Source organism: Asticcacaulis sp. (assembly GCF_035497195.1).
GTDB lineage: Bacteria > Pseudomonadota > Alphaproteobacteria > Caulobacterales > Caulobacteraceae > Asticcacaulis.
Genome location: NZ_DATJDZ010000014.1, coordinates 394062 through 416725, shown reverse-complemented (window position 1 = coordinate 416725; position 22664 = coordinate 394062). Strand labels below are relative to the sequence as shown.

The following is a 22664-nucleotide window of genomic DNA, read 5'->3' as shown; positions in this document are numbered from 1 at the left end:
TGCAACAAATAATTTGCAATTAATTTATTGCATTATTAATTTGTGTCCACGCCGCAAATTGTAAAATTCGCGTCATTTGGTGTGCAAAGTTCGAGTGTAATGAGTTAATGACCTGTTTATGGCAAATACGGGCATTCAGGTGCCATTTTTTGTAACACCAATTTATAGCAATATAATTTTCAATGTGCTATTTGAAAATCGCAATTTAGCGCGAACGGCGAAAAGGTACGGTTCTCATGTGCGGCATCATCGGTATTATCGGCAATGAACCCGCAGCCCCGCGCCTGTTGGAAAGCTTACGCCGCCTCGAATATCGCGGCTATGACTCTGCGGGCATCGCCGTGCAGACCGCCGATGGCGTCCAGCGCCGCCGCGCCGCCGGCAAGATCCGCAATCTGGAAGCGGTCATTGCCGAAGACCCGATCGCCGGCGTCACCGGCATCGGCCACACGCGCTGGGCCACCCATGGCGCGCCGACCGTCGCCAATGCCCATCCGCACACCTATGGCAAGGTCACCCTCGTCCATAACGGCATCATCGAGAACTATGCCGAACTGAAGGCCGCCCTGAAAGCGCAGGGGCAGGTGTTTGAATCCGATACCGATACCGAGGTCATCGCCCACCTGCTCGATGGCGCCCTGCAATCCGGACTTAAGGTCAAGGACGCCTTCAAATCGGTGCTCGATCAGCTTCACGGCGCCTATGCCCTGGCGATTTTGGTGAAGGGCGAAAATGACACCCTGCTCGGCGCCCGCAGGGGTTCGCCTCTGGTCATTGGCTGGGGCGAGGGTGAGATGTATCTCGGCTCGGACGCCCTGGCGGTTGGCCCCTTCACCCAGCGCGTCACCTATCTCGAAGAAGGCGACTGGGTGATCCTGCATAAGGATTCGGCCGAAGTGCGCGATGCCGGCGGCTTCCTGGTCAATCGCCCGGTGGTGACGGTTTCGGCGTCGGCGGCGCTGGTCGAAAAGGGTTCCTATCGTCACTTCATGGAAAAGGAAGTCCATGAGCAACCGGAAAGCTGCCAGCGCACGCTCTCGGCCTATCTCGATCCGGTGGCCCAGGCCGTGCGCGCCGATATCAAGGCCGGTGTCGATTTTTCAAAAATCGTCCGCATACAGATCATCGCCTGCGGCACCGCCTATTATGCCGGCTCGATTGCCCGCTACGCTTTTGAAAAACTGGCCGGATTGCCGGTCGATGTCGAGGTCGCCTCGGAATTCCGCTACCGCACCCCGGCCCTGACGCCGGGCACCTTGGCGGTGGCTGTGTCGCAATCGGGCGAGACCGCCGATACCCTGGCCGCCCTGCGCTGGTGCAAGGATCAGGGCCTGATGACCGCCGCCTTGGTCAATGTCCATTCGTCGACCATGGCGCGCGAGGCTGATCTTCTGTGGCCCACCCATGCCGGTCCGGAAATCGGTGTCGCCTCCACCAAGGCCTTCACCGCCCAGCTTTCGGCGCTGCTGTCGCTCGTCGTCTGCGCCGCTGCCCAGCGCGGCCGCATCGGCGCTGCCGAGGAAGCCCGCCTGGTCCAGACCCTGCTGGAAGCCCCCGGCCTGATCGCCGAAGCCCTCGGCATGGACAGCGACATCGCCCGCACGGCCTACGAACTGTCCAAGGCGCGTGACGTCATCTATCTCGGCCGCGGCGAAACCTATCCGCTGGCGCTCGAAGGCGCATTAAAGCTCAAGGAAATCAGCTATATTCACGCCGAGGGCTATGCCGCCGGCGAACTGAAGCACGGCCCGATCGCCCTGATCGATGAAAACACGCCGGTGGTGGTTATCGCCCCCGATGACGAGCTGTTCGAGAAAACCGCCTCCAATGTGCAGGAGGTCGCGGCGCGTGGTGGTCGGGTGATCATGATCACCAATGCGCCCGGCAAGGTGCCGACCCTTTCGGGCGATGCCGCCAAATCGCTGAAGATCATCAAGGCGCCGGACTGCGATCCCTTCATCGCCGCCCTCGTCTATTCGGTGCCAATCCAGCTTCTGGCCTACCATACCGCCGTCCATAAGGGCACTGATGTCGATCAGCCGCGCAATCTTGCCAAGTCGGTAACGGTGGAATAGGACTGCGCGCCGTTTATAAAGGCGCGCATCATGAAACCCGACTATCTGAAAGGCTGCGGACTGGCCTTCATGTCCGCCATGCTGTGGGGCGTGTCGGGCACTTTCGGCCAGTTCCTGTTCGCGCATCGTGGCGTCAATACCGAATGGCTGGTGGCGGTGCGCATGCTGGCAGCCGGTGGGCTGATGCTCGGCTTTGTCGCCCTGCGCACGCCCCGCGATCTGTTCGCCATCTGGACGGACCGGCGGGACGCCCTGCGTATGATGGTTTTCGGTCTGTTCGGTATGCTGGCCGTACAATATACCTATTTCGCCGCCATCAATGCCTCGAACGCCGCCACGGCGACCGTGATCCAGTATACCGGCCCGGTGCTGATCGTCGGCTGGTTCGCCTTGCAAAAAAAGCGCTGGCCGACTCCGTTTGAATTTCTGTGTGTCGGCATGGCGGTTACCGGCACCTTTTTTATGGTGACGCATGGCAGACTGAGCAGCCTGTCGATCTCGAAAATGGCGCTGGTCTGGGGATTAGCCTCAGCCGTGGCTCTGGCCTTCTATTCCATCCAGCCCCTGAGCCTGATGCGCCGTTATTCGCCGCCGGTCATTATCGGTTGGGGGATGCTGATCGGCGGCCTGGCGCTCAGCCTCGTTCACGCGCCCTGGGCGGTCGAGGGCGCCTGGGATACACCGGCGATCGGCGCCTTCGCCTTTGTCATCGTTTTCGGCACCCTGATCCCCTTCTATGCCTACCTGACGGCGGTGAAAACCGTCGGCGCCGAGACCTCAAGCCTGCTGGCCTGTTCAGAACCATTGGCGGCGGCCGTGATCGGCATGATCTGGCTGGGGACACGTTTCGGCTTTTATGACTGGCTGGGCACGGCCCTGATCCTCGCAACGGTGATCTCGCTGACCTTGCGTAAGATCGAACCAAAAGCGGTCAAAATCGAATAGCAACTTTTTGGTTGCGTATTCGGCGCACAAAGCGTAAAAGGCAACCAGGGAGTTGCCAGATGCAAAATGAAATCCGCAAGGAAATTATACTCAAAGCGCCACTGGAAAAGGTCTGGGCGGCGATCAGTCATGCCGATGAATTCGGTCAGTGGTTCGGCGTCCGTTTCGATGGACCGTTCAAGGCCAGCGAAAAACTGAGGGGCGTCATCGTGCCGACCGCCGTCAATGACGAGATCGCGGCCATGCAGAAACCGTATGAAGGCACACCCTTTGAGATCGTGGTCGGTGAGATCACGCCGCAGACGCGGTTCTCGTTTCACTGGCATCCTTACGGCGTCGAAAAGGACTTCGATTACAGCCAGGAACCGATGACGCTATGCACCTTCGTCCTGTCGGAGGTCGTGGAGGGCGTCCGTCTGATGATCACTGAATCCGGTTTCGAGCACATCCCGCTTGAGCGTCGCGCCAAGGCCTTCACCGCCAATGACGGCGGCTGGGAAGCCCAGACCAGATTGATCGAGGCCTACCTTGCCTTCTGAAGCGGCGGTTTTTGCGGCCCTGGGTGACGAAACCCGTCTGGCCCTGGTCGAGCAGTTGCGGACCGGCCCCGCCTCGATCGTCAGCCTGACCGGCGAGGCGGACATGACCCGTCAGGCCGTCACCAAGCATCTGCATGTGCTGGAAAAGGCCGGGCTGGTCACCTGTACGCGTCTCGGTCGCACGACGGTCTGGCAACTGGAACGGCTCCGCTTTGATGACGCCCGACATTACCTCGATATCATCTCCCGCCAGTGGGATGGCGCCCTGGAACGCCTGCGCGTTCACGTCGAGAATTGATGCGGCGCAACAATAAGTGACCTCAAAAGCCTCGTAATCCATTATAGCGCCGTGTAAATACGCGTCTAATCTGTGTGTGTTGCGAGTTCTGAATATGGAAAGCCTTGCCCCCGGTGCGGTAATCAATGCCGCGCCCGCGCGCCGTCCGGGCGTGGTGCTGTTTGCGCTGGCTATGGGCAGTTTTGCCATCGGCACCACCGAATTCGCCACCATGAGTCTGCTGCCCTATTTCTCGCAGGATCTGCATATCGATCCGGCGACGGCGGGCCATGTCATCAGCGCCTATGCGCTTGGCGTCGTAGTGGGCGCGCCGACCATCGCCGTCCTGGCGGCGCGGCTGTCGCGTAAGTTCCTGCTGATCATGCTGATGCTGGTCTTCGGCATCGCCAACGGCCTGAGCGCGCTCGCCCCTGATTATCACTGGATGCTGTTTTTCCGCTTCATTAGTGGTGTGCCGCACGGCGCCTATTTCGGCGTCGCCTCACTGGTCGGGGCGTCGATCGTGCCGGTTGAAAAGCGCGCGCAGGCCGTGGCGCGCATCATGCTCGGCCTGACCATCGCCACGGTCATCGGCGTGCCGGCGGCCAACTGGATGGGGCAGGTGATTGGCTGGCGCGCCGGTTTCGGACTGGTGGCGGTGCTTTCGGCCCTGACCATGGGGCTGGTCTGGGTCTTCGCGCCGAAACAGGCCCGCGATCTCGATGCGCATCCCATGCGTGAACTGGGCGCGCTGAAACGCGGACAGGTGTGGTTGACGCTCGGCATTGGCGCCATCGGTTTCGGCGGCATGTTCGCCGTCTACACTTATGTCGCCTCGACGCTCCTGACCGTCACGCATGTGACGGCCGGTTTTGTGCCGGTGGTGCTGTGTCTGTTTGGTCTCGGCATGACGGTCGGCACGCTGTTCTGCGGCTGGGCAGCGGACAAGGCGCAGATGCCGGCTATTGGGCTGTGCCTGCTGTGGAGCGCCTTTTGGCTCGGCGTCTATCCGTTCGCGGCGCATAATGTCTGGGCGATCAGCCTGGTCGTCTTCATGATCGGTGGCGGCGGGGGTTTGGGGATCATGCTGCAAACCCGTCTGATGGACGTGGCCGGCGACGCCCAGACGATGGCGGCGGCGCTCAATCACTCGGCCTTCAACTTCGCCAATGCCTTGGGGCCGTTGCTGGCCGGCATGGTGATTGCCCGTGGCGCCGCTTTCAACGAGACGGGGTATGTGGGTGTCTGCCTGGCGCTTGGCGGTTTTGCCATCTGGATCGTGTCGTTGCTGGATAACCGGCGGCGCGCGGGTTTGATAAAGTAAGATACCCCACCACCACGCCTACGGCGCGGTCCCCCTCCCCGACAAGCGGGGAGGAACGATTCTTTTCTGTACCTCCCCGCTTGTCGGGGAGGGGGACCATCGAGCGAAGCGAAGATGGTGGTGGGGTTCTGACTTCTCTGTGTCCAATATTACCGCCTTCGGATAATTTCCGACATTTGTGCAAAATATTCCGAAAAAAATGGCCTTGGCGGGATGACAAACGAACCGTGATGCGCCATATGACGCTTCCCATCCCTCCTGCCAAAAGGCTCTGAGTTCGTCATGCGTGACTTTTACCGTATCCGCCGCCTGCCTCCCTATGTCTTCGAAGAAGTCAACAAGGTGAAGGCGCGTCTGCGAGCGGCGGGCACGGACATCATCGATTTCGGCATGGGCAATCCCGACATGGCGACGGCACCGCATATTGTCGACAAGCTGATCGAGACGGTCAGGAAGCCGAAGACGCATGGCTATAGCGTCTCCAAGGGCGTGCAGGGCCTGCGCAAGGCTATGGCCGGCTATTACGACCGCCGTTATGGCGTGAAACTCAACCCGGATACCGAAGTCGTCGCCACGCTCGGCTCGAAGGAAGGCTTCGCCAACCTCGCCATGGCCATCACCGCGCCGGGCGATACGATCATCTGCCCTAATCCGGCCTATCCGATCCACGCCTTCGGCTTCCTGATGGCCGGCGGGGTGATCCGCCATGTGCCGGCGCTGACGCCGGAGCAATATCTCTCCGGCATAGAAAAAGCGGTCAAGCATTCGGTGCCGACGCCATCGGTGATGATCGTCTCATATCCGTCGAACCCGACGGCGCAATGGGTCGATCTCGATTTCTACAAGGAAGTCATCCGCATCGCCAAAAAGCACGACCTGATCGTGCTCAGCGATATCGCCTATTCGGAAATCTATTTCGAGGATAACCCGCCGCCGTCGATCCTTCAGGTCGAAGGCGCCATCGAGCGCTCGGTCGAGATCAATTCGCTGTCGAAAACCTACGCCATGGCCGGCTGGCGCGTCGGCATGGTGGTCGGCAACGCCCAAATCTGCGCCGCGCTGGCCCGTGTGAAATCCTATCTCGATTACGGTGGTTTCGCCCCGATCCAGGTGGCCGCGGCCGCCGCACTGAATGGACCGCAGGATAATGTCGCCGAGATTCGCGCCACCTACAAATCGCGCCGTGACGTGCTGATCGATTCCATGAAGCGCGCCGGCTGGGATATTCCCGCGCCGCCGGCCTCTATGTTCGCCTGGGCGAAGATTCCGCCCAAGTTCGAGCACATGGGGTCGATGGAATTCGCCAAGATGCTGATCGAGGAAGCGCACGTTGCCGTGGCGCCGGGCCTCGGCTTCGGCGAATATGGCGAAGGCTATGTCCGTCTCGGTCTCGTCGAGAACGAGGCGCGCATTCGCCAGGCTGCCAGGAATGTCAAAAAACTGCTGCTGCCGAACGACAAGACGATCAAGGCTGCGGAAAAAGTATAACTTTTTTCGTTTGTTGTCCGAATACTGACAACTTCAAAACTGTCTCAAAATAAATTGATCGCAGGGGTGACAAGGCTGTCATCCCTGCGTTAAGCGTCTTTGCGGACACAGACGCGCGCCTTGAGCATTAAGTTTTGCTTAATTTTTTTGACTCACAGCCATGAATAGGTTTCACTATATTTTGTGCAGTGCACAGTTTTAGGCACAGTTTTTGCAGAACCCTGATAATTCCGGCTTGGGTTTCGCATGGTGTTTAGCGCCTACGGGTCCTAGCTATGTCAGGTAAACGAAGTCAGAGGTGCCAGCGTGGTCAGTTTAGAGTTCGATCTGAATACCGATTCCGAGCAAGACGCCTTCTTTGGGGCCTTTTTTAAATTCGTCGAAGCCGCCGCCGTCACCGATGCCGATTCCATTTCCGTGCGTTCCGACCCTATGGGCGATCATCAGATCAAGGTCGTGACCTTCGAGGACAAGGATCAGGCGGATCAATTCCAGTCCTACTGGTCGCAACGCCGCAAATGGCTTGGCCTTTGAGCCGATAAGCCTGTATAGGCAGGTTTTTCTGCCGGTTTATAACATGCTGGGCCTGAGACATCTTCCCCTGAAATATCGGCTGCCGCTGATTCATGGCGCTTTGAACCTGCTCAGCCGGGCGAAGTCCAGCGGCTGGGCGAAAGCTGTGCCGGAGGGGTTGATCAAAGGGCCGTTCGTTGTTTCCGCCTTTTTCAGTGAAACCACCGGTGTGGCGCAGGGCGGCCGCCTGAGCGCGCAGGCCTTCCGGGCGGCGGGTTACGATATCATCGAACATGACCTGCGCCCCTGCTTCAAACAGTTCGTCAGCGAGGGCGCGGACTTGCCCGGCAAGGGCGGCGTCTGGTATATCCATGCCAATGCGCCGGAAGTGCTGGTGGCCCTGATGGCGCATGAACCGGCGCAGTGGGCCGACCGTTATCGCATCGCCTATTGGGCGTGGGAAACCCCCAAGGCGCCGCATGGCTGGATACGGATCGCCGAATACCTGCATGAAATCTGGGTGCCGAGCCGCTTCGTCCATGACGCCCTGGTGGCCACCTTCAATGACGCCCTGCGTGCCGACCTGATCCCGCGCCTGCGCATCATGCCGCATCCGGTGCCCCTGCCGCCGCCGGCACGTCACGCCCTGGCCCGTGCAAAATTCGGCCTGTCCGATGAGCTGTGCGAAGTCCTGTGCCTGTTCGATACCAAGTCGTCAGCGGCCCGCAAAAATCCCTGGGGCGTCCTGATCGCCTGGCAAGAAGCGTTTCCGCAGGAGAACCCGGTGGCGCGCCTGACCGTCAAGGTCAGCGACCTGTCAGATGACCGCGCCAGCGAGCGGCGGCTTTTGGCGATGGCGGCCGCGCGCAGCGATATCCGCGTCATGAGCGACCGCCTGAGCGAAGCCGATATGGAAGCCTACATCGGCGCGTTCGATATCCTTGTCTCGCTCCATCGCGCCGAAGGTTTTGGCCTGACCCTGGCGGAAGCGATGGCCGCCGGCGTGGCGGTGATCGCCACCGACTGGTCGGGCAATATTGATTTCATGACGCCGGAAAATTCGCGGCTGATCAAGGCGTCGCTGATTCCGGTCTCCGATCCGGAGGGCGGCTATAGTATCGTCAAGCGCGACCTGATGCAGGTCTGGGCCGATCCGCATATTTTCGAGGCCGTGACCGATATCCGCCAGTTGACCGATCAGCCGGGGCTGCGCAAGGCCCTGGGAGAGGCCGGCGTTCAGGCCATCCGCGACCTGCACGCGCCGTGGCGGCATGATGCGCTGGCAGAGCTGCCGTTCAACGCGTATCTTCAAGCGGAAGATCCATTACCCGCGCAGCCATGACCTTTTGTAGCGCCGCGCGATAGGTCCGGCTTACGGATATTTTGGCGCCATTCGTCAAATGCAGGCAGGCGTCTCCCGCCGGCAGGTTTTCACAAGCGGTGATGGCCGCCGGATTGACCAGCCGTGACCGGTGAATGCGCAGAAAACCCGCGCCGTTTAGTCGTCGGGCAAGGCTGGCCAGGGTCGAGCGCATCAGCAGGGCTCGCCCTGACGTAACGTGCAGCTCGACATAATTACCAGCCGCTTCCGCCCATAAAATGTCACTGGCCGGCACATAAAGGGTTTGCGCGCCATCGCGCACATCGATCACCGCGGCAGGGCGCGCCTTCGTTTGAGAGGCGCTGGCGGATTTCGCGCGTACGGCCAGAAGATATTCCGTTCCGAGATAGATCAGGCCCAGCAACAGATAGGTTAGTACGTCCTTGTAAAGATCGGCAACGAAATCCGACCACGTGAAACGGAAGATATAGGCCTCACCCTTGGTGGCATAGATGACAATTCGCAGGGCACGTGTCAGCACAAAATGGATCAGGGACACGATAGGAATGGCAAGCGCATGGGCCGCGGGTATAGCGGGCGCCGGCATTCTAGACGGCAGGGCGATGCGGAAAATCCGGACAATAGCCGGTACGAGCAGCAGCCAGATCAATCCGCTGGTTATTTCATCGACGACCAGGGCGAACAGTTCGGCGGGACGGCCCATTCGCGCGGCCTGATCGAGGCCTGACGCCACATTTCCCGCCACGGCGATGACGAGCAGTCCGCTCACGACCACGGACGGCGCCAAACGTCGCAATCTGTCGCTGTCATTCGTCACGCCATATCCACCTTTCGTCCCCATGCCTGTTAGCTGTCCCGGCCACCCTGTCAGACGCCCCTCTCCGCTAGCCTGAGCAGCGCAGATGGATACCTTGATGCCATCCAAAACATCAGGGGATTCAAACTCATGCAATCTGTACATCAGCGTGATGGCCGTCGCAAGCGCAGGAATAGGTTCGCTTTTTCCATATTTACGATGACGTATTTTACGCTCGCATCCGTTTGCGGCGCGCAGGAAGCCTATCCAGCCGCCTATTTCACCCCCTTTTCACCTCAGACGGCGCTCGACATGGTGAAGCACCTGCCCGGCTTCAGTTTTGATCCGGGCGATGCGGGGTTGCGCGGATTTTCCGAGGCGGGCGGCAATGTGCTGATTGACGGCGAGCGGCCCGCCACGAAAAGCGGCGGGCTGGCGGCGGCGCTTTCCGCCATTCCGGCCGGGCAGGTGGCACGTATTGTCATCATAAGGGGCGGTGTGTCCGCGAACGATGTGTCGGGTCAGAGCGCCATTGCTAATATCATCCGTGTCCGGAATATCCAGAGTCTGTCTGGTAGTCTCAGTCTCTCCGGCATGGCGGAGGGCCACTTCGGAAGCGCCGTGGTGACGGCCAGCCGAACCTTTGCCGGTTTTAATCTGGCCTCGACGACGATGTTTGACGCGACCGGAGAGCGGTCACATGGTTCACGCCTGTCGTTCGATGCGGCAGGCAAGCCGGTCCGGCAGGACGACCTGTCCTATCGCACGGATTACCCGGAATGGTCTCAACGTCTGAGCCTTGACGGCGACGTCGCTCAGGGGCGGATGACGGCCAATTTCATGGTGGCTGAGGCCCGTCTGAGCGAGGCCTTTCTGTTCCGCAATGATAACCAGACCGATCGTTTCCCCAAGCATACGGGCCGCCGACGGGGTGAGGTCAGTACCGACTGGACGCGCGGGCTGGGCCATGACTACAGTCTGAAACTTCTTGCCTTGGCCAATGTCGTCGATCTCGATTCGGACTCTCTCAGTCAGAGCGGAACAACGGCAACGACCTTGCAGACAACCGATCGTTTTGAAAACCGTTCTGTATCGCGTGAGGGTATATTGCGGGCCGCCGTGACAAAAGGTGGTGACAGCCCCTTGCGGCCGGAAGGCGGCGTTGAGCTTGCCTGGAACACGCTCGATAGCCGATCCGTCATGACCGGTGCCGATCCGGATCAGATCTTTGTGTCCGAAGGCCGCGCGGAGGTTTTCGGGGCATTAAACTGGCAGGTATCCCGCAAATGGCTGCTGACCGCCGGGGCCGCTTATGAAGTGTCGCGGATAAAATCCGAAGACGACAGGGACACCAGCAACCGCTTCGCCTTTCTGAAGCCGCACCTGACAGCATCTTATGCCCCGGACCCCGACAGCAGCCTGCGCCTTTCCCTGCGGCGGTCTGTCGGCCAGCTATCATTCGGCGATTTCGCGGCGTCGGCCAATCTGGCGCAGGGCACGGCGTCTTCCGGAAATGCCGATCTAGGGCCAGATAGCAAAACCACTCTCTCCCTCGACTATGACCGGCGCTTCGGCACACGCGGGGCCTTCAACCTCAGTGCCTTTTATGACTGGCGCGAAAACGGGCTTGAGGCTTCGGTCCTGCCCTCTGGTGATATAGGCGTCGTCAATGTGAAAAGCGCACGGGTCTGGAGCCTGGCGGCAAATCTTGAACTGCCGCTCGATGTCTATGTCGCTGGCGGTCTGATCAGGCTGCATTATGTGTATCTTGATTCCATAATCGCAGATCCGATAACGCGCGTAAGACGTGACATTACCGGCCAGCGTCCCGCTGAAATTACGATTTCATTCCGCCAGGATATCGCGGCCGCCAAATTATCGTGGGGCATTGATTATGCGCGCGGCTTCGAGGCCCGTCTATGGTATGCGGATGAGGTGCGTCTGCATGAGCACTCGACCGAATGGAGTCTGTTCGTGGAAACCAGCCGGTTCCTGCGCTCGAAGCTGCGTGTGGAGGTAAACGGCCTGGCGGGTATACGAAACACCTACTATCGCACCCTCTACGCCCCCAATAGGTCCGCCACAAGGAATGGCAGCGAAATCTGGGATATTCGAACACCCCCGATGCTGACCGTTTCGCTTAGTCGCAGTTTCTGATGCCGGTCTGATGTGGCCTTGACTCTTGCGGCCTTATGGGCCAAAGAACCGGCCACATCCGCGCCGGACTTGCGCTTTACCGATAAACCCTTTGTCATCACGACCTTTCCTAATGGAATAACGAGGATGAGGAGGCTCCCCGACAGCGCGTTGCGCCCTCGGGGGTTTTTTGTTTTCGGTAAAGCCGGTCAAAGCGCAGGCTAACTAAAGGTTTTGGCAATGTTCGACAGCTTGAACGACCGTCTTTCCGGTTTGTTTGACCGCCTCAGCGGCCGCGGCGTCCTTTCGGAAAAGGATGTCGACGAGGCCCTGCGCGAAGTGCGTGTCGCCCTGCTGGAAGCCGATGTCGCCCTGCCGGTCGTGCGCCAGTTCATGGCCCGCGCCAAGGAAATGGCCACCGGCGAAGCGGTCATCAAGGCTGTCCGCCCCGCCGACCAGGTGGTCAAGATCGTCTATGACGGCCTGATCGACATGCTGGGCGGCGAAGAGCCGGTGCCGCTCAATCTCGCCGCCGTGCCGCCCGTCGTCATCCTGATGGCCGGCCTGCAAGGCTCGGGTAAAACCACGACCTCGGCCAAGCTGGCCCTGCGCCTGACCAAGTTCGACCGCAAGAAGGTCATGATGGCGTCGCTCGATACGCGCCGTCCGGCCGCCATGGAACAGCTCAAGCTGCTCGGTGAACAGGTCGATGTCGCCGTCCTGCCCATCGTCGCCGGCCAAAGCCCCGCCGAAATTACCCGCCGCGCCCTGCAATCGGCCAAGCTGCAAGGCTTCGACGTCCTGATCCTCGATACCGCCGGCCGCACCACGCTCGATGAAGCGCTGATGGCGGAAGCCGCCGAGATCGCCAAAATCTCGAACCCGACCGAAACCTTCCTGGTCGCCGACAGCCTCACCGGCCAGGACGCCGTGCGCACGGCCGCTGCCTTCCATGAGCGCCTGCCGCTGACCGGCCTGATCCTGACCCGTGCCGATGGCGATGGCCGGGGCGGCGCCATGCTTTCGATGCGCGCCACTACCGGCCTGCCGATCAAATATCTCGGCGCCGGTGAAAAGGTCGATGCGCTTGACGTATTTGATGCCCGCCGCATCGCCGGCCGTATCCTCGGCCAGGGTGACGTCGTCGCCCTCGTCGAAAAAGCCGCACAGGAACTTGATACCGCCCAGGCCGAGGCCATGGCGCGCAAGATGGCCAAGGGCCAGTTCGACCTGAACGACCTCGCCGGTCAGCTCAATCAGATGAAGAAGATGGGCGGCATGACCGGCATTATGGGGCTGCTCCCCGGCGTGCAGAAGGTCAAGAAGCAGATCGAGGAATCGAACTTCAACGATAAGATCTTTGATCGTCAGGTGGCCATCATCTCCTCGATGACCAAGCTGGAGCGCAAGAAGCCAGACCTGCTGAATGCCTCGCGCAAGCGCCGCATTGCCGCCGGCGCCGGTGTCGATGTCGCCGAAATCAACCGCCTGCTCAAGCAGCACCGCCAGATGGCCGATACCTTCAAGATGATGTCGCGCTCCAATGGCCGCGGCCAGATGGGCCAGATGGCGAAAATGTTTGGCATGGGCGGCGGTGCGCAGCCCAACATGGCCGATATCGCCAAGAAGATGGGCGTCAATACCCAGGCCGGTCCTGGCGGCAATCCGCTGGAAGGCCTCAATCCGGCGCTCGATCTCGACAAACTCAAGGCGCTCGGTGGCGGCAAGCTGCCCGATGCTCAACCCTCTTCGGGCCTGTTTGGTGGCCTTCCCGGTTTGCCGGGCGCAAAGCCATTCGACCCTACAAAGAAATAACTCTTTTTAACTCTAGGATACTGAAATGCTTAAGATTCGTCTGTCCCGCGGTGGCTCCAAGAAGCGCCCTTACTACACCATCGTCATCGCTGACGCGACCGCCGCCCGCGACGGCAAGTTCATCGAAAAGGTCGGCACCTATAACCCGATGCTGCCGAAGGACGCCCAGCGCGTTACGCTCAAGGTCGAGCGCATCGCCGAATGGCTCAAGAAGGGCGCCCAGCCGACCGACCGCGTTGCGCGCTTCCTGTCGCAAGAGGGCCTGGTGAAGTGGGAACACGGCAATAACCCGCAAAAGGCTGTTCCGGGCAAGAAGGCGCAGGAACGCGCCGCTGAACGCGCCCAGCGCGAACAGGACCGTATCGACGCCGAAGCCGCTGCCAAGGCCGATGCCGCCGCCGCCAAGGAAGCCGCCGCTGCGGAAGCCGAAGCTGCCAAGAATGCCCCGGTTGTTGAAGAGGCCCCGGCTGAAGAAGCGCCTGCTGAAGAAGTGGCCGCCGAAGAAGCGCCTGCCGAAGAACAATAAGCCTTATAACAGCTGGCTAAAAATTGAGGGTCCGGATTTGCGTCCGGACCCTTTTTCTATATATGGACAGGTTATGACCAAACCCGATCTGATCTTCGTCGCGCAGGTAAGCGCCGCCAACGGCCTGCAAGGCGAATTCAAGCTGCTGAGCTTTATGGATGACCCATTCAGCGTGCTGGAATACAGCCCCCTGCTCAATGAGAAGGGCGAACCGGCCCTGGTCATCACCAAGGCACGCGAACACAAGGGCACGCTGATCGTCAAGGCAGAGGGCGTGCCGGACCGGACCGCTGTCGACAGGATCAAGGGCCTTAAGCTCTATATCGACCGCTCAGAACTGCCTGAGCCGGAAGACGATGAATACTATATCTCCGACCTGATCGGCATGAAAGCATTCGATACCGCCGGCAATGAGGTTGGCCGTGTGATGAATGTCGATAATTTCGGCGCCGGCGACCTGATCGACATAAAGCCCTTGGAAGGCCCCAGCTTTTATCTGCTGTTCAGCGACGAGAATGTGCCGGAGGTCGACCTCGACGCAAAGCGCATCGTGGTCGACCTCACCGGCATTTAGGCGTGAATACCGCCGGAAACTTCGATACGCTGGCCATTGATCCAGCCGGCGTCTTCCGACAACAGCAGGGATACCGCGCCACCAATATCATCCGGTAAGCCGACGCGGCCCAGCGGTGTGCGCCCGGCGATAGCCGCGTTCATGGCGGCATCGTCGCGTACACGCCCGCCGCCAAAATCGGTGGCGATGGCGCCGGGTGCAATCGAATTGACGCGGATACGACGCGCACCCAATTCCACTGCCTGATAGCGGGTCAGCACGTCGATGGCCCCCTTCATGGCGGCATAGGCCGAGGACCCCGGATAGCTGAAACGCGCCAGGCCCGACGAGACGTTCAGGATGGCGCCGCCGTCATTGATCAGCGGCAGCAGCTTCTGCGTCAGGACGTAGACGCCCTTGAAATGAATGTTGAACATGTCATCGAGCTGCGCCTCGGTGGTATCAGTGAACGGTGAATAAAGCGCGGTGCCCGCATTGTTGATCAGGAAATCGAAGCGCTCGCGGCCCCAGTTGGCGTTCAGCGCATCGCGGACCTGGCCGGCGAAAGCATCAAAGCCACTGGTCGTGCCGGTATCGAGTTGCAGCGCCACAGCCTTGCGGCCCATCTGTTTCAGTTCCTCGATCAGACTGTCGGCCTCGTCCTTGCGTGAGCGGTAGGTGAAGAGGATATCGGTGCCCCTGGCGGCCAGGTGGTGGGCCATGTTGCGGCCGAGGCCACGGCTACCGCCGGTGATGAGTGCGATTTTCATGAGGATGCTCCTTAGGTGATGGCTAAGGTTTACTGTTTTCATGAAAGGCGATAAACAGATCACATCGCACATCACTGTTCGGAAAATATGAACAATGAACCGCCTTGAAGCCATGTCCGCCTTTGTCCGTGTCGCCGAATTGAGCAGCTTCACGGCGGCGGCGCAGTCGCTTGGCTTGCCTAAATCGAGCGCTTCGCAGGCGGTCAGCCAGCTTGAGGCGCATCTCAAGGTGCAGTTGCTTTACCGCACCACGCGCAAGGTCCAGCTTACGCATGACGGCCAGGCCTATTATGAACGCTGCCGCGAGGTGCTGGCCGAACTCGATGAACTGGAGTCGATGTTCGAGCAGAAAAGCGACCTCACGGGGTCATTGCGCGTCGACATGCCGGTCAGCCTGGCGCGCAATTTCCTGGTGCCGCGCCTGCCGGAATTTCTTGACCGGCATCCGGGACTGAATATCGAACTCTCCTGCACCGATCGGCGGGTAGATGTGGTGGCGGAAGGGTTTGACTGCGTTATACGCGTAGGGGTTTTAAGCGATTCCGCCCTGATGTCGCGTCACCTCGGTCTGATGCACATGGGCAATTATGCCAGCCCGGACTATCTGGCGCGCCACGGCGAGCCGAAAACGCTCGACGATCTCAAGGGCCATCATTTGATCCACTATGCCCTCCACCTCGGCAGTCGGCCCTTTGGGTTTGAATACCGCGATGGTGACGATTACAAGGTCGTGGATATGCCGGGGCGCATCACAGTCAATAATACGGAGGCCTTCAGCAGCGCGGCAGTGGCGGGACTGGGCATCCTTCAATCGCCACGTACCGGCAATCATCGCCATGTGGCCGAGGGCAGGCTGGTGGAAATCCTGCCGCAATATGAGGCCGAACCACTGCCGGTGGCCCTGATCTATCCGCGCCGCCGCCATCAGGCCCGCCGGGTGCGCGCTTTCATGGACTGGGTGGCCGAAATCATGCGCGATTACCTGGACTGATCCGGCTTATCTGCGGACCACTTTACCGGCAGGACAGTGCGCTGGCCCTGATTATCGGCCCACTGATGCCGGCCGCGCGTCGGCTGGGGCTTGCGGAGCGGTCGTGGCGTCGGCGGCGCGTTTGTCGGCGCGGGCCTTCTCAAGCCGCTCCTTTGCCTTGGCGATCAGTGCCTTGTTCTCCGCCCGCTCGGCCCGCATCAGGTCGACCGAGGCTTTCATTAGCCGGATCGGAATAAAATGATCGTCATCTTCCGGCGCGAAGCCATCGAGTTGGAGGGCGGCCAGAATCCCTCGCTGGCGGTCGCCCTCGGCGCCGGGGGCGCGGCCGTAGCTGAGGAAAAACGAGCGCAACTTCTCCCGCGTCACCGGATCGAGATCGTTACGATAGATCAGCACGTCTTCCGGCAAGGCTTCCGACGCCCAGATGACCTTTACCTTCGCAAAGGTTTCGGGAGCCGTCTGCCTGAGAGCCAGCAGGATATCGGTATCGACGGCGGCAGCGTTCAGCTTGCCGGACACCACCCCAGCTACGTTTTCGTCCGCCGTGCCTAGCGTCACCGTCTTGAAGCAGGTCTTCATATCGATCTTGTTGGGCTGGAAGAAATAATAGAGCGGCGCCTGCCCCGAAGCCGCGGCCCGGCGCTCGCCAAGCCCAAGGCTGACCTTGCGGTCGCATTTCAGCAGGTCTTCCGCTTTCAGTTTCGAGGTGGCGGGCACGATGATCAGGCTCTGGTAGGCCGTAACGCCCTCCGCCTCGGCGAAGACCTCCCCGTGACCGCGCCCCAGCACTTCCGCGCCGCTCAGGTTTGGGAACCACCCGGCCTGCACCTTTTTCGCCTGGAAGGCCAGCACCTGGGCATCATAGTTGACGGATGGCACGATTTTCACCTGCAAGCCCGTCTGCTTTTGCAGATCAGTCACCACAGGCGCCCACAAAGCCTGGGTTTTGGCGTCATCACTGGAAAGGACGGAGAACGAGATATCACGGCGCGCGTCAATGCCATTACCCAGGCGCTCGCACGCGAACAACCCAAGGCTCGCGGTGATCAGCGCGCCCACCAGGGCTTTACGTGATAAAGCACTCACGGTCATGAATCCGCCATCCCCAAGATTTTGCCCCCAATTACGCCGCCAGCCTGAATCATATGGGGCATTTCATCGTGCTGGCAACCGATTTGATCACGCCTGACAGCTTCCGTGTAAATTTTTACAGGTCTGTCCGGTTTATCCCTTTACATACGCAACTATTCCCCTATTTTATGCGCCACTTCCGGCGGACCCCGAGTTCAAATGGTCCTGCCTCATTTCTTTCGCAAAGATGTTGTATCTTTAAGGGAATTGAGGCTCAGGCATCGCTGCTAACGCCGGTCTGGGTTTAACTTATCTAAGGGTATGCTGGTGGAAATCTACCAATCAGCCCTGGACCTGGTCCGCAAGCAGCCACCGGAACGTCCCGTCGCCCTCGTGCGACGCGCGCCCGTCACAGTTGCCGCGCAATGGTTTCAGGCTAATTTCAAAGGCGACATCTTCTATGCCGTGAAGGCCAATCCGTCCGTGTGGGTGCTGGAAACCCTGTGGGCGGCTGGTATTCGCTCGTTTGACGTGGCCTCGATCCAGGAAGTGGAGTTGGTCCGCTCCACGCTGCCCTCGGCGCGCCTCGCCTTCATGCACCCGGTCAAGAGCCGCGTGTCGATCGCCCGCGCCTATTTCGATTTCGGCGTCCGCACGTTCAGCCTCGATACGCATGAGGAACTGGCCAAGATCCTCGACGCCACCGGCAATGCCAAGGATCTCAACCTGGTCGTTCGCCTCGCCACCTCCGGCGAAGGCTCGAACCTGCCACTGACCAATAAATTCGGCGCCCAGACGCACGAAGCGCCTTCCCTGCTGCTGGCCACGCGCCAGGCGACGCAGGACATGATGGGCATCTCGTTCCACGTCGGTTCGCAATGTATGCGCCCGACCGCCTACGCCGGCGCCATGCTGGCCGCATCGCGGTCGCTGGTGCGCGCCGGCGTGTTTGCCGATATCGTCGATGTCGGCGGCGGCTTTCCGTCGGTCTATCCCGGCATGATCCCGCCCGCCCTTTCGGAATATACCGACACCATCAACCGCGCCTTTAATGAAATGAAGGTGCATGAGGAAACCCAGCTCTGGGCCGAACCCGGCCGCGCCCTGGTGGCGGAATCGACCTCGGTGCTCACCAAGGTCGAGTTGCGCAAGGGCGACGCCCTCTATCTAAACGATGGCTCCTACGGCAATCTGTTCGACGCCACCCACGCCAAGTGGCCCTTCCCCGTGCGCCTGCACCGCCCGGATGAAACCCACGACGACGAGCAGTTGAAGCCCTTCCGCTTCTATGGCCCGACCTGCGATTCCATCGATTCCATGCCCGGTCCCTTCTGGCTGCCGGCCGATGTCAACGAAGGCGATTACGTGGAAATCGGCATGTTGGGCGCCTATGGCGTCACTATGGGTACGCGCTTCAACGGTTATGGCGAGACGGAAACCGTCTTCCTCGACGATGCGCCGATGGCTTCGCTGTTTGGCCTGGGGCCGCGCAGCCTGACCAATCCGCGCCAGGCTTTCGAGACCGATGACAACAAGGTCGTTCGCCTCAACCGTCCCAAGGGCGGCAAGCGCGGCAAGAAGCGCGTGAAGGCGAAGGCTTGACTTATGGGGCGTGGGGTCCGCGACCCCACAAACCTGTGTGTTTGTAAGGTGCTATAAGTGTGTAGCCGCCGGGTTGCATATTAGTTTTTCAGCTCCGCCGGCACCTTGCCGCCGTTTTCGCCCAGCTTTTGCATGACCTGCTTGTGCAGCCACACATTCATGGCGCCGGAATGGCGGATGTCTCCGGTGAAGCCCAGTTCTTCCGCCAGTTTCTGACGAACGCCGAGGTCGGATTCAAGCCCGACCAGTTTCAACAAATCGACAATCGACATGCGCCAGTTGAGCTTCGGCTCGCGTTTGGCGTTTTCCTGGTCGAGAATGGCCGCGACATCGACCTGCTCCATCACGGGCGCCGGCATCGGGTCCGCCATGGTGGTGGCCGGCGCGATGGCTTCGGATGTATGACTGGAGTCTTCGGCGGGTATCGGCTGCCGGGGCGCCGGAACAATCTGGTCGCCGTGTTTGTGGAAGATGAAATCCTTGATTTGGCTGAAAATGCTCATAAGCTTTACTCCGTCGTGCCAAACCCCCTGCCTCTCTCTAGGCCAGACGATTATAAAAATGCGATAAGGGATTTCCGCAGGATGATCATATGAGTGATATTGTTACTGTATCCATTGCCTGCGCAAACGAGGCCGAGGCGCAAAGCCTGACCGGCCTGCTGATCACCGCGCACCTGGCCGCCTGCGTGCAAAGCCACGAAATCCGCTCGACCTACCGCTGGAAGGGCGAGATCGACACAACCGACGAGATCATGCTGATCGCCAAGACATTAAGCGACCGACTGCCGATGCTGGAAGCGCTGGTCAAGGCGCATCACAGTTACGAAGTGCCGGAAATCCTCGCTACGCCGGTGGTCTGGGCCAGCGAGGATTACGCGACGTGGCTGCGTGAGGCGCTTGAGACCTAACCCGGTTTGCGGAATTTAAGCGTCATACGATCTGACTCGCCGATGGCGTCATATGCCGCCCGTTCGGCGTCGGTCAGGGTGCGGGCGTCGTTCTGGCTCTGGCGCACCGGCGGCAGGGTCCAGACGCCGAAGGGATGGTCGCGCGTATCCTTCGGATTGGCGTTGATTTCCGAGCGGCCATCGAGGACAAATCCGGCCTTTTCAGCCGCGGCGATGACATAGGATTCCGGCACATAGCCGGTGCCGGCCTTGGGATCTGAGCCTTCCGGCGCGCGGTGCTGTTCCACCGCCAGGATGCCGCCCGGTTTCAGCGTATTGAAGAAGATTTTCATATAGGTGTCGGTGGTCTCGCCCTGCCGCGACCAGTTATGAAAAGCGCGCGCCACCAGCAGGAAGTCGGCCGAATTGGCTGGCAGGTCACTCGATTGGGGTGTCAGGGTATTGGCCGAAACCGTGCCAAAGATAGAGGTGTCCGCGACTTCCTTCCAGAAGTTCTCGTCCTTGGGATTGCGTACGGCGGCAATGTAATGCCCGCCGGTCGCCTTGGCATAGGGCGCCAGGATTTCAGTCCACCAGCCCTTGGCGCCGGGATCGACCTCGACGATGGTCATGCCGGGTTTTAAGCCCCAAAAAGTCAAAGCCTCGACCGGATGGCGATATTGATCGCGCGCCTTATTGCCGGCATCGCGCCACGCACCATCCACGGCAGCATCCAGCGCCGGATCGGCGGCGAAAACCGGCGCGGCACACAGACTTAAGGCGACAAAAGCGGAGATAAAAGTACGGCGAGCGAGCATGGAAATCCTCCTGTTTTGAGAATGTGTAGCAAGTTGTATCGCGTTTGTCTTGTCACATCACGGGTGTAGCGATACACACGAAGGAAACAGCCATAGGTGCCTCTTCATGACCGATATTTCCGGTATTTGCCCGCCCAGATTCGCCGCCGTAAAGGACGCCTTCGCCGCCAATCTCGCCGAAGGCAAAGAACGCGGCGCACGCTTTTCGGCGGTGATCGATGGCGAGACGGTGCTGGATATCTGGGGCGGAAATGCCGACCGCGAAGGCGCCATCCCTTTCAGTGACACGACGCTTACGCCCATATTTTCGACCGGCAAGGCGGTGATGGCGGTGATGATCGCCCGGCTGGTCGAAAAGGGCAAGCTCGACTACGAAACCGCCGTCTCGCACTACTGGCCGGAATTCGGCCAGAACGGCAAGTCGCGCATCACGGTCGGGCAACTGATCTCGCACCAGGGCGGGCTGCCGGGCTTTTCGCCGCCGCAAGACCCGACCATCTGGTTTGACGTGCCAGCCACCCTGAAAGCCCTGTGCGAACAGGCGCCTTTGTGGACGCCGGGCCAGGGTTCCGGTTATCATCCCATCGCGGGCGGCTATCTGCTGGGTGAGGTCTTCCGCCGCGTCGATGGACGCAGCCTGGGCACGGCCCTGCGCGAGGATATCGCCGCGAAGTTCGGCCTCGACCTGATGATCGGCACACCGGACGAATATGCCCCGCGCATCGCCGTCATGCAGAAGCCAAGTTCGGCGCCTGATTTGGGCGTGCTTGATTCAATCAAGCAGGCAGCCTTCCTTGATCGCGGCTCATCTCCCGCCGGCAAGGGGTCTGCGGATTGGCGACGCATAGAGATTCCCTCGGCCAATGCCCATTCGACAGCTTTATCTCTGGCGCAGTTCATGGGGATCGTCGCCAATAGCGGTATGCTGAAAGGCCAACGTATTCTGTCGTCCGATACGCTGGCGCAACTGACCCGCGAACGCGTTTACGGCCAGGATCGCGTCCTGCCGTTCAAGCTGTCATGGGCGGCGGGCCTGTTGCGCAATACGGGCATCCGGATCTACGGCCCGAACGAACGCGCGCTCGGCCATAGCGGCTGGGGCGGTTCGTGCGTCATGGCCGATGCGGATAAGCGCCTGAGCGTCGGTTATGTGATGAACAAGCAATCGGCCTATCTGATCGGCGATCCGCGCCCGGTCGGGCTGATCAATGCGCTGTATTCCTGCCTTTAGTTATGGGATCAAAGGGGGCTTGCCCCCTTTGCCTTAAACTTCGATTGGCTTGATCGCCTTCAACCGACGCCACGCCCCAAACGCAAACACCATCGCGCCGGCCCAGATAAAGGCGAACGATACCCCACGCAGCACCGTGAAGACCTCGCCCTGGAACAGGCCGATCACCAGCGTACTCGTGGGGCCGATAAACTGGATAAAGCCCATCGTCGAAAGCGGCAGCCGGCGCGCGACATAGGAAAACAGCACCAGCGGCAACACTGTCACCGGACCGGTCAGCACGAACCAGAAGGCCTGTGACGGCTTGAAAAAGTGGCCCTGCCCGGCCCCTTCCAGCCAGACAAGATAGATCAGCGCCGGCAGGAACATATAGACGCACTCAACAAACAGTCCGGCCAGGGCATTGACCGCCAGTTGCTTGCGCAGGATGCCATAACTGCCAAACGTCACGGCCAGGATCAGCGCGATCCACGGCACATGACCGATGGCGAGCGCCTGGATCACCACGCCGATAGCCGCCAGCGCGATGGCGCCCTTGCCCCAGTTATCCAGCCGTTCCTTGAAGAGAACCGCTCCGGCCGCCATGTTGAGCAGCGGATTGAGATAATAGCCGAGCGAGGACTCGATGGTATGGCCGTTGGTGACGGCCCAGACATAGACGCCCCAGTTGGTGGCGACGAGGATCGAGGTCAGCAGCAGCATCCAGCGCAGGTGCGCGGAGGCAAACGCCGCGAAAACATCCGGCCATTGCCTAGTGAGGAAGACGAGTCCGCTGGCCCAGACGACCGCCCAGATCGAGCGGTGGGCGATGATCTCGACCGCGCCGCCGCCAAAATTGTGGATGGGGATGTAGAACAGCGGCACGAAGCCCCAGATCAGGTAACACAGTATGGCCAGGCTGATCGGTGAACTGAGCCGGGAGGTCAGGGAAGGCATGGTCGTAATCCAAAAAAGAAAAAAGCC

Annotated in this window: 22 protein-coding genes; 16 read left to right on the top strand and 6 right to left on the bottom strand. The window is 60.3% G+C overall.

All coding sequences use genetic code 11. From position 1 onward, the window contains the following. The first annotated feature begins 236 nt into the window (after positions 1-236). The 8 genes from glmS to VL130_RS05995 all read left to right on the top strand — a co-directional run bounded on the left by glmS (position 237) and on the right by VL130_RS05995 (position 8503). Positions 237-2075: a glutamine--fructose-6-phosphate transaminase (isomerizing) gene (gene glmS, locus VL130_RS06030; RefSeq protein ID WP_325361838.1), complete on the top strand. Its 1839-nt coding sequence runs from the start codon at positions 237-239 to the stop codon at positions 2073-2075. Positions 2076-2105: 30 nt separating this feature from the next. Further along, positions 2106-3020: an EamA family transporter gene (locus VL130_RS06025; protein ID WP_325361837.1), complete on the top strand. Its 915-nt coding sequence runs from the start codon at positions 2106-2108 to the stop codon at positions 3018-3020. A gap of 59 nt (positions 3021-3079) precedes the next feature. Beyond that, positions 3080-3559: an SRPBCC family protein gene (locus VL130_RS06020; protein ID WP_325361836.1), complete on the top strand. Its 480-nt coding sequence runs from the start codon at positions 3080-3082 to the stop codon at positions 3557-3559. Beyond that, positions 3549-3857 carry a metalloregulator ArsR/SmtB family transcription factor gene (locus VL130_RS06015; RefSeq protein ID WP_325361835.1) on the top strand — a complete coding sequence of 103 codons (309 nt, stop codon included), beginning with the start codon at positions 3549-3551 and terminating at the stop codon, positions 3855-3857. The genes VL130_RS06020 and VL130_RS06015 overlap by 11 nt, the downstream gene beginning before the upstream one ends. Positions 3858-3951: 94 nt before the next feature. Next, the gene (locus tag VL130_RS06010; RefSeq protein WP_325361834.1) at positions 3952-5160 is read left to right on the top strand and encodes an MFS transporter; all 1209 of its coding nucleotides are present in this window, start codon (positions 3952-3954) and stop codon (positions 5158-5160) included. Positions 5161-5442: 282 nt separating this feature from the next. Then, entirely contained in the window at positions 5443-6648 is a 1206-nt protein-coding gene (locus VL130_RS06005) for an LL-diaminopimelate aminotransferase (protein WP_325361833.1), read from the top strand. Positions 6649-6954: 306 nt separating this feature from the next. Further along, positions 6955-7182 (top strand): hypothetical protein, encoded by a 228-nt coding sequence (locus VL130_RS06000; protein WP_325361832.1) that lies wholly within the window; start codon positions 6955-6957, stop codon positions 7180-7182. A 43-nt stretch (positions 7183-7225) separates the two neighbouring features. Next, complete coding sequence (locus VL130_RS05995; RefSeq protein ID WP_325361831.1) at positions 7226-8503, top strand: glycosyltransferase; 1278 nt, start codon at positions 7226-7228, stop codon at positions 8501-8503. Here VL130_RS05995 and VL130_RS05990 read toward each other — a convergent pair. Beyond that, positions 8457-9320 carry a LytTR family DNA-binding domain-containing protein gene (locus VL130_RS05990; protein WP_325361830.1) on the bottom strand — a complete coding sequence of 288 codons (864 nt, stop codon included), beginning with the start codon at positions 9318-9320 and terminating at the stop codon, positions 8457-8459. The two genes, VL130_RS05995 and VL130_RS05990, sit on opposite strands and share 47 nt — an antisense overlap. Before the next feature lie 198 nt (positions 9321-9518). On the opposite strand from VL130_RS05990, the gene VL130_RS05985 reads away from it, so the two are divergent. The 4 genes from VL130_RS05985 (at position 9519) to rimM (ending at position 14350) form a co-directional block, all read left to right on the top strand. Next, a complete protein-coding gene (locus VL130_RS05985) occupies positions 9519-11456 on the top strand; it encodes a TonB-dependent receptor plug domain-containing protein (protein ID WP_325361829.1) in 1938 nt (645 codons plus the stop codon). Between the two features lie 219 nt (positions 11457-11675). Then, positions 11676-13250 carry a signal recognition particle protein gene (ffh, locus tag VL130_RS05980; protein ID WP_325361828.1) on the top strand — a complete coding sequence of 525 codons (1575 nt, stop codon included), beginning with the start codon at positions 11676-11678 and terminating at the stop codon, positions 13248-13250. A 25-nt stretch (positions 13251-13275) separates the two neighbouring features. Further along, on the top strand, positions 13276-13776 hold the full coding sequence (gene rpsP / locus VL130_RS05975) for a 30S ribosomal protein S16 (RefSeq protein WP_325361827.1): 501 nt from the start codon (positions 13276-13278) through the stop codon (positions 13774-13776). Positions 13777-13849: 73 nt separating this feature from the next. Then, positions 13850-14350 (top strand): ribosome maturation factor RimM, encoded by a 501-nt coding sequence (gene rimM / locus VL130_RS05970; protein WP_325361826.1) that lies wholly within the window; start codon positions 13850-13852, stop codon positions 14348-14350. Here rimM and VL130_RS05965 read toward each other — a convergent pair. After that, positions 14347-15099: an SDR family NAD(P)-dependent oxidoreductase gene (locus VL130_RS05965; RefSeq protein ID WP_325361825.1), complete on the bottom strand. Its 753-nt coding sequence runs from the start codon at positions 15097-15099 to the stop codon at positions 14347-14349. The two genes, rimM and VL130_RS05965, sit on opposite strands and share 4 nt — an antisense overlap. A gap of 94 nt (positions 15100-15193) precedes the next feature. On the opposite strand from VL130_RS05965, the gene VL130_RS05960 reads away from it, so the two are divergent. Next, complete coding sequence (locus VL130_RS05960) at positions 15194-16090, top strand: LysR family transcriptional regulator (RefSeq protein WP_325361824.1); 897 nt, start codon at positions 15194-15196, stop codon at positions 16088-16090. Positions 16091-16141: 51 nt separating this feature from the next. On the opposite strand, the gene phnD is transcribed toward VL130_RS05960, so the two are convergent. Beyond that, the gene (gene phnD, locus VL130_RS05955; protein WP_325361823.1) at positions 16142-17182 is read right to left on the bottom strand and encodes a phosphate/phosphite/phosphonate ABC transporter substrate-binding protein; all 1041 of its coding nucleotides are present in this window, start codon (positions 17180-17182) and stop codon (positions 16142-16144) included. A 306-nt stretch (positions 17183-17488) separates the two neighbouring features. On the opposite strand from phnD, the gene VL130_RS05950 reads away from it, so the two are divergent. Next, positions 17489-18763, top strand: a complete 1275-nt coding sequence (locus VL130_RS05950) for a type III PLP-dependent enzyme (protein ID WP_325361822.1) — start codon at positions 17489-17491, stop codon at positions 18761-18763. Between the two features lie 80 nt (positions 18764-18843). On the opposite strand, the gene VL130_RS05945 is transcribed toward VL130_RS05950, so the two are convergent. After that, the gene (locus VL130_RS05945) at positions 18844-19266 is read right to left on the bottom strand and encodes a DUF3597 domain-containing protein (protein WP_325361821.1); all 423 of its coding nucleotides are present in this window, start codon (positions 19264-19266) and stop codon (positions 18844-18846) included. A gap of 89 nt (positions 19267-19355) precedes the next feature. On the opposite strand from VL130_RS05945, the gene cutA reads away from it, so the two are divergent. After that, entirely contained in the window at positions 19356-19673 is a 318-nt protein-coding gene (gene cutA, locus VL130_RS05940) for a divalent-cation tolerance protein CutA (protein WP_325361820.1), read from the top strand. Here the strand turns inward: cutA and VL130_RS05935 are convergent. After that, positions 19670-20470 carry a methyltransferase gene (locus VL130_RS05935; protein ID WP_325361819.1) on the bottom strand — a complete coding sequence of 267 codons (801 nt, stop codon included), beginning with the start codon at positions 20468-20470 and terminating at the stop codon, positions 19670-19672. The two genes, cutA and VL130_RS05935, sit on opposite strands and share 4 nt — an antisense overlap. A 106-nt stretch (positions 20471-20576) precedes the next feature. Between VL130_RS05935 and VL130_RS05930 the strand changes: the two genes are divergently transcribed. Beyond that, a complete protein-coding gene (locus VL130_RS05930) occupies positions 20577-21701 on the top strand; it encodes a serine hydrolase domain-containing protein (RefSeq protein WP_325361818.1) in 1125 nt (374 codons plus the stop codon). Positions 21702-21734: 33 nt separating this feature from the next. On the opposite strand, the gene rarD is transcribed toward VL130_RS05930, so the two are convergent. After that, entirely contained in the window at positions 21735-22637 is a 903-nt protein-coding gene (gene rarD, locus VL130_RS05925) for an EamA family transporter RarD (RefSeq protein ID WP_325361817.1), read from the bottom strand. Between the last annotated feature and the right edge of the window lie 27 nt (positions 22638-22664).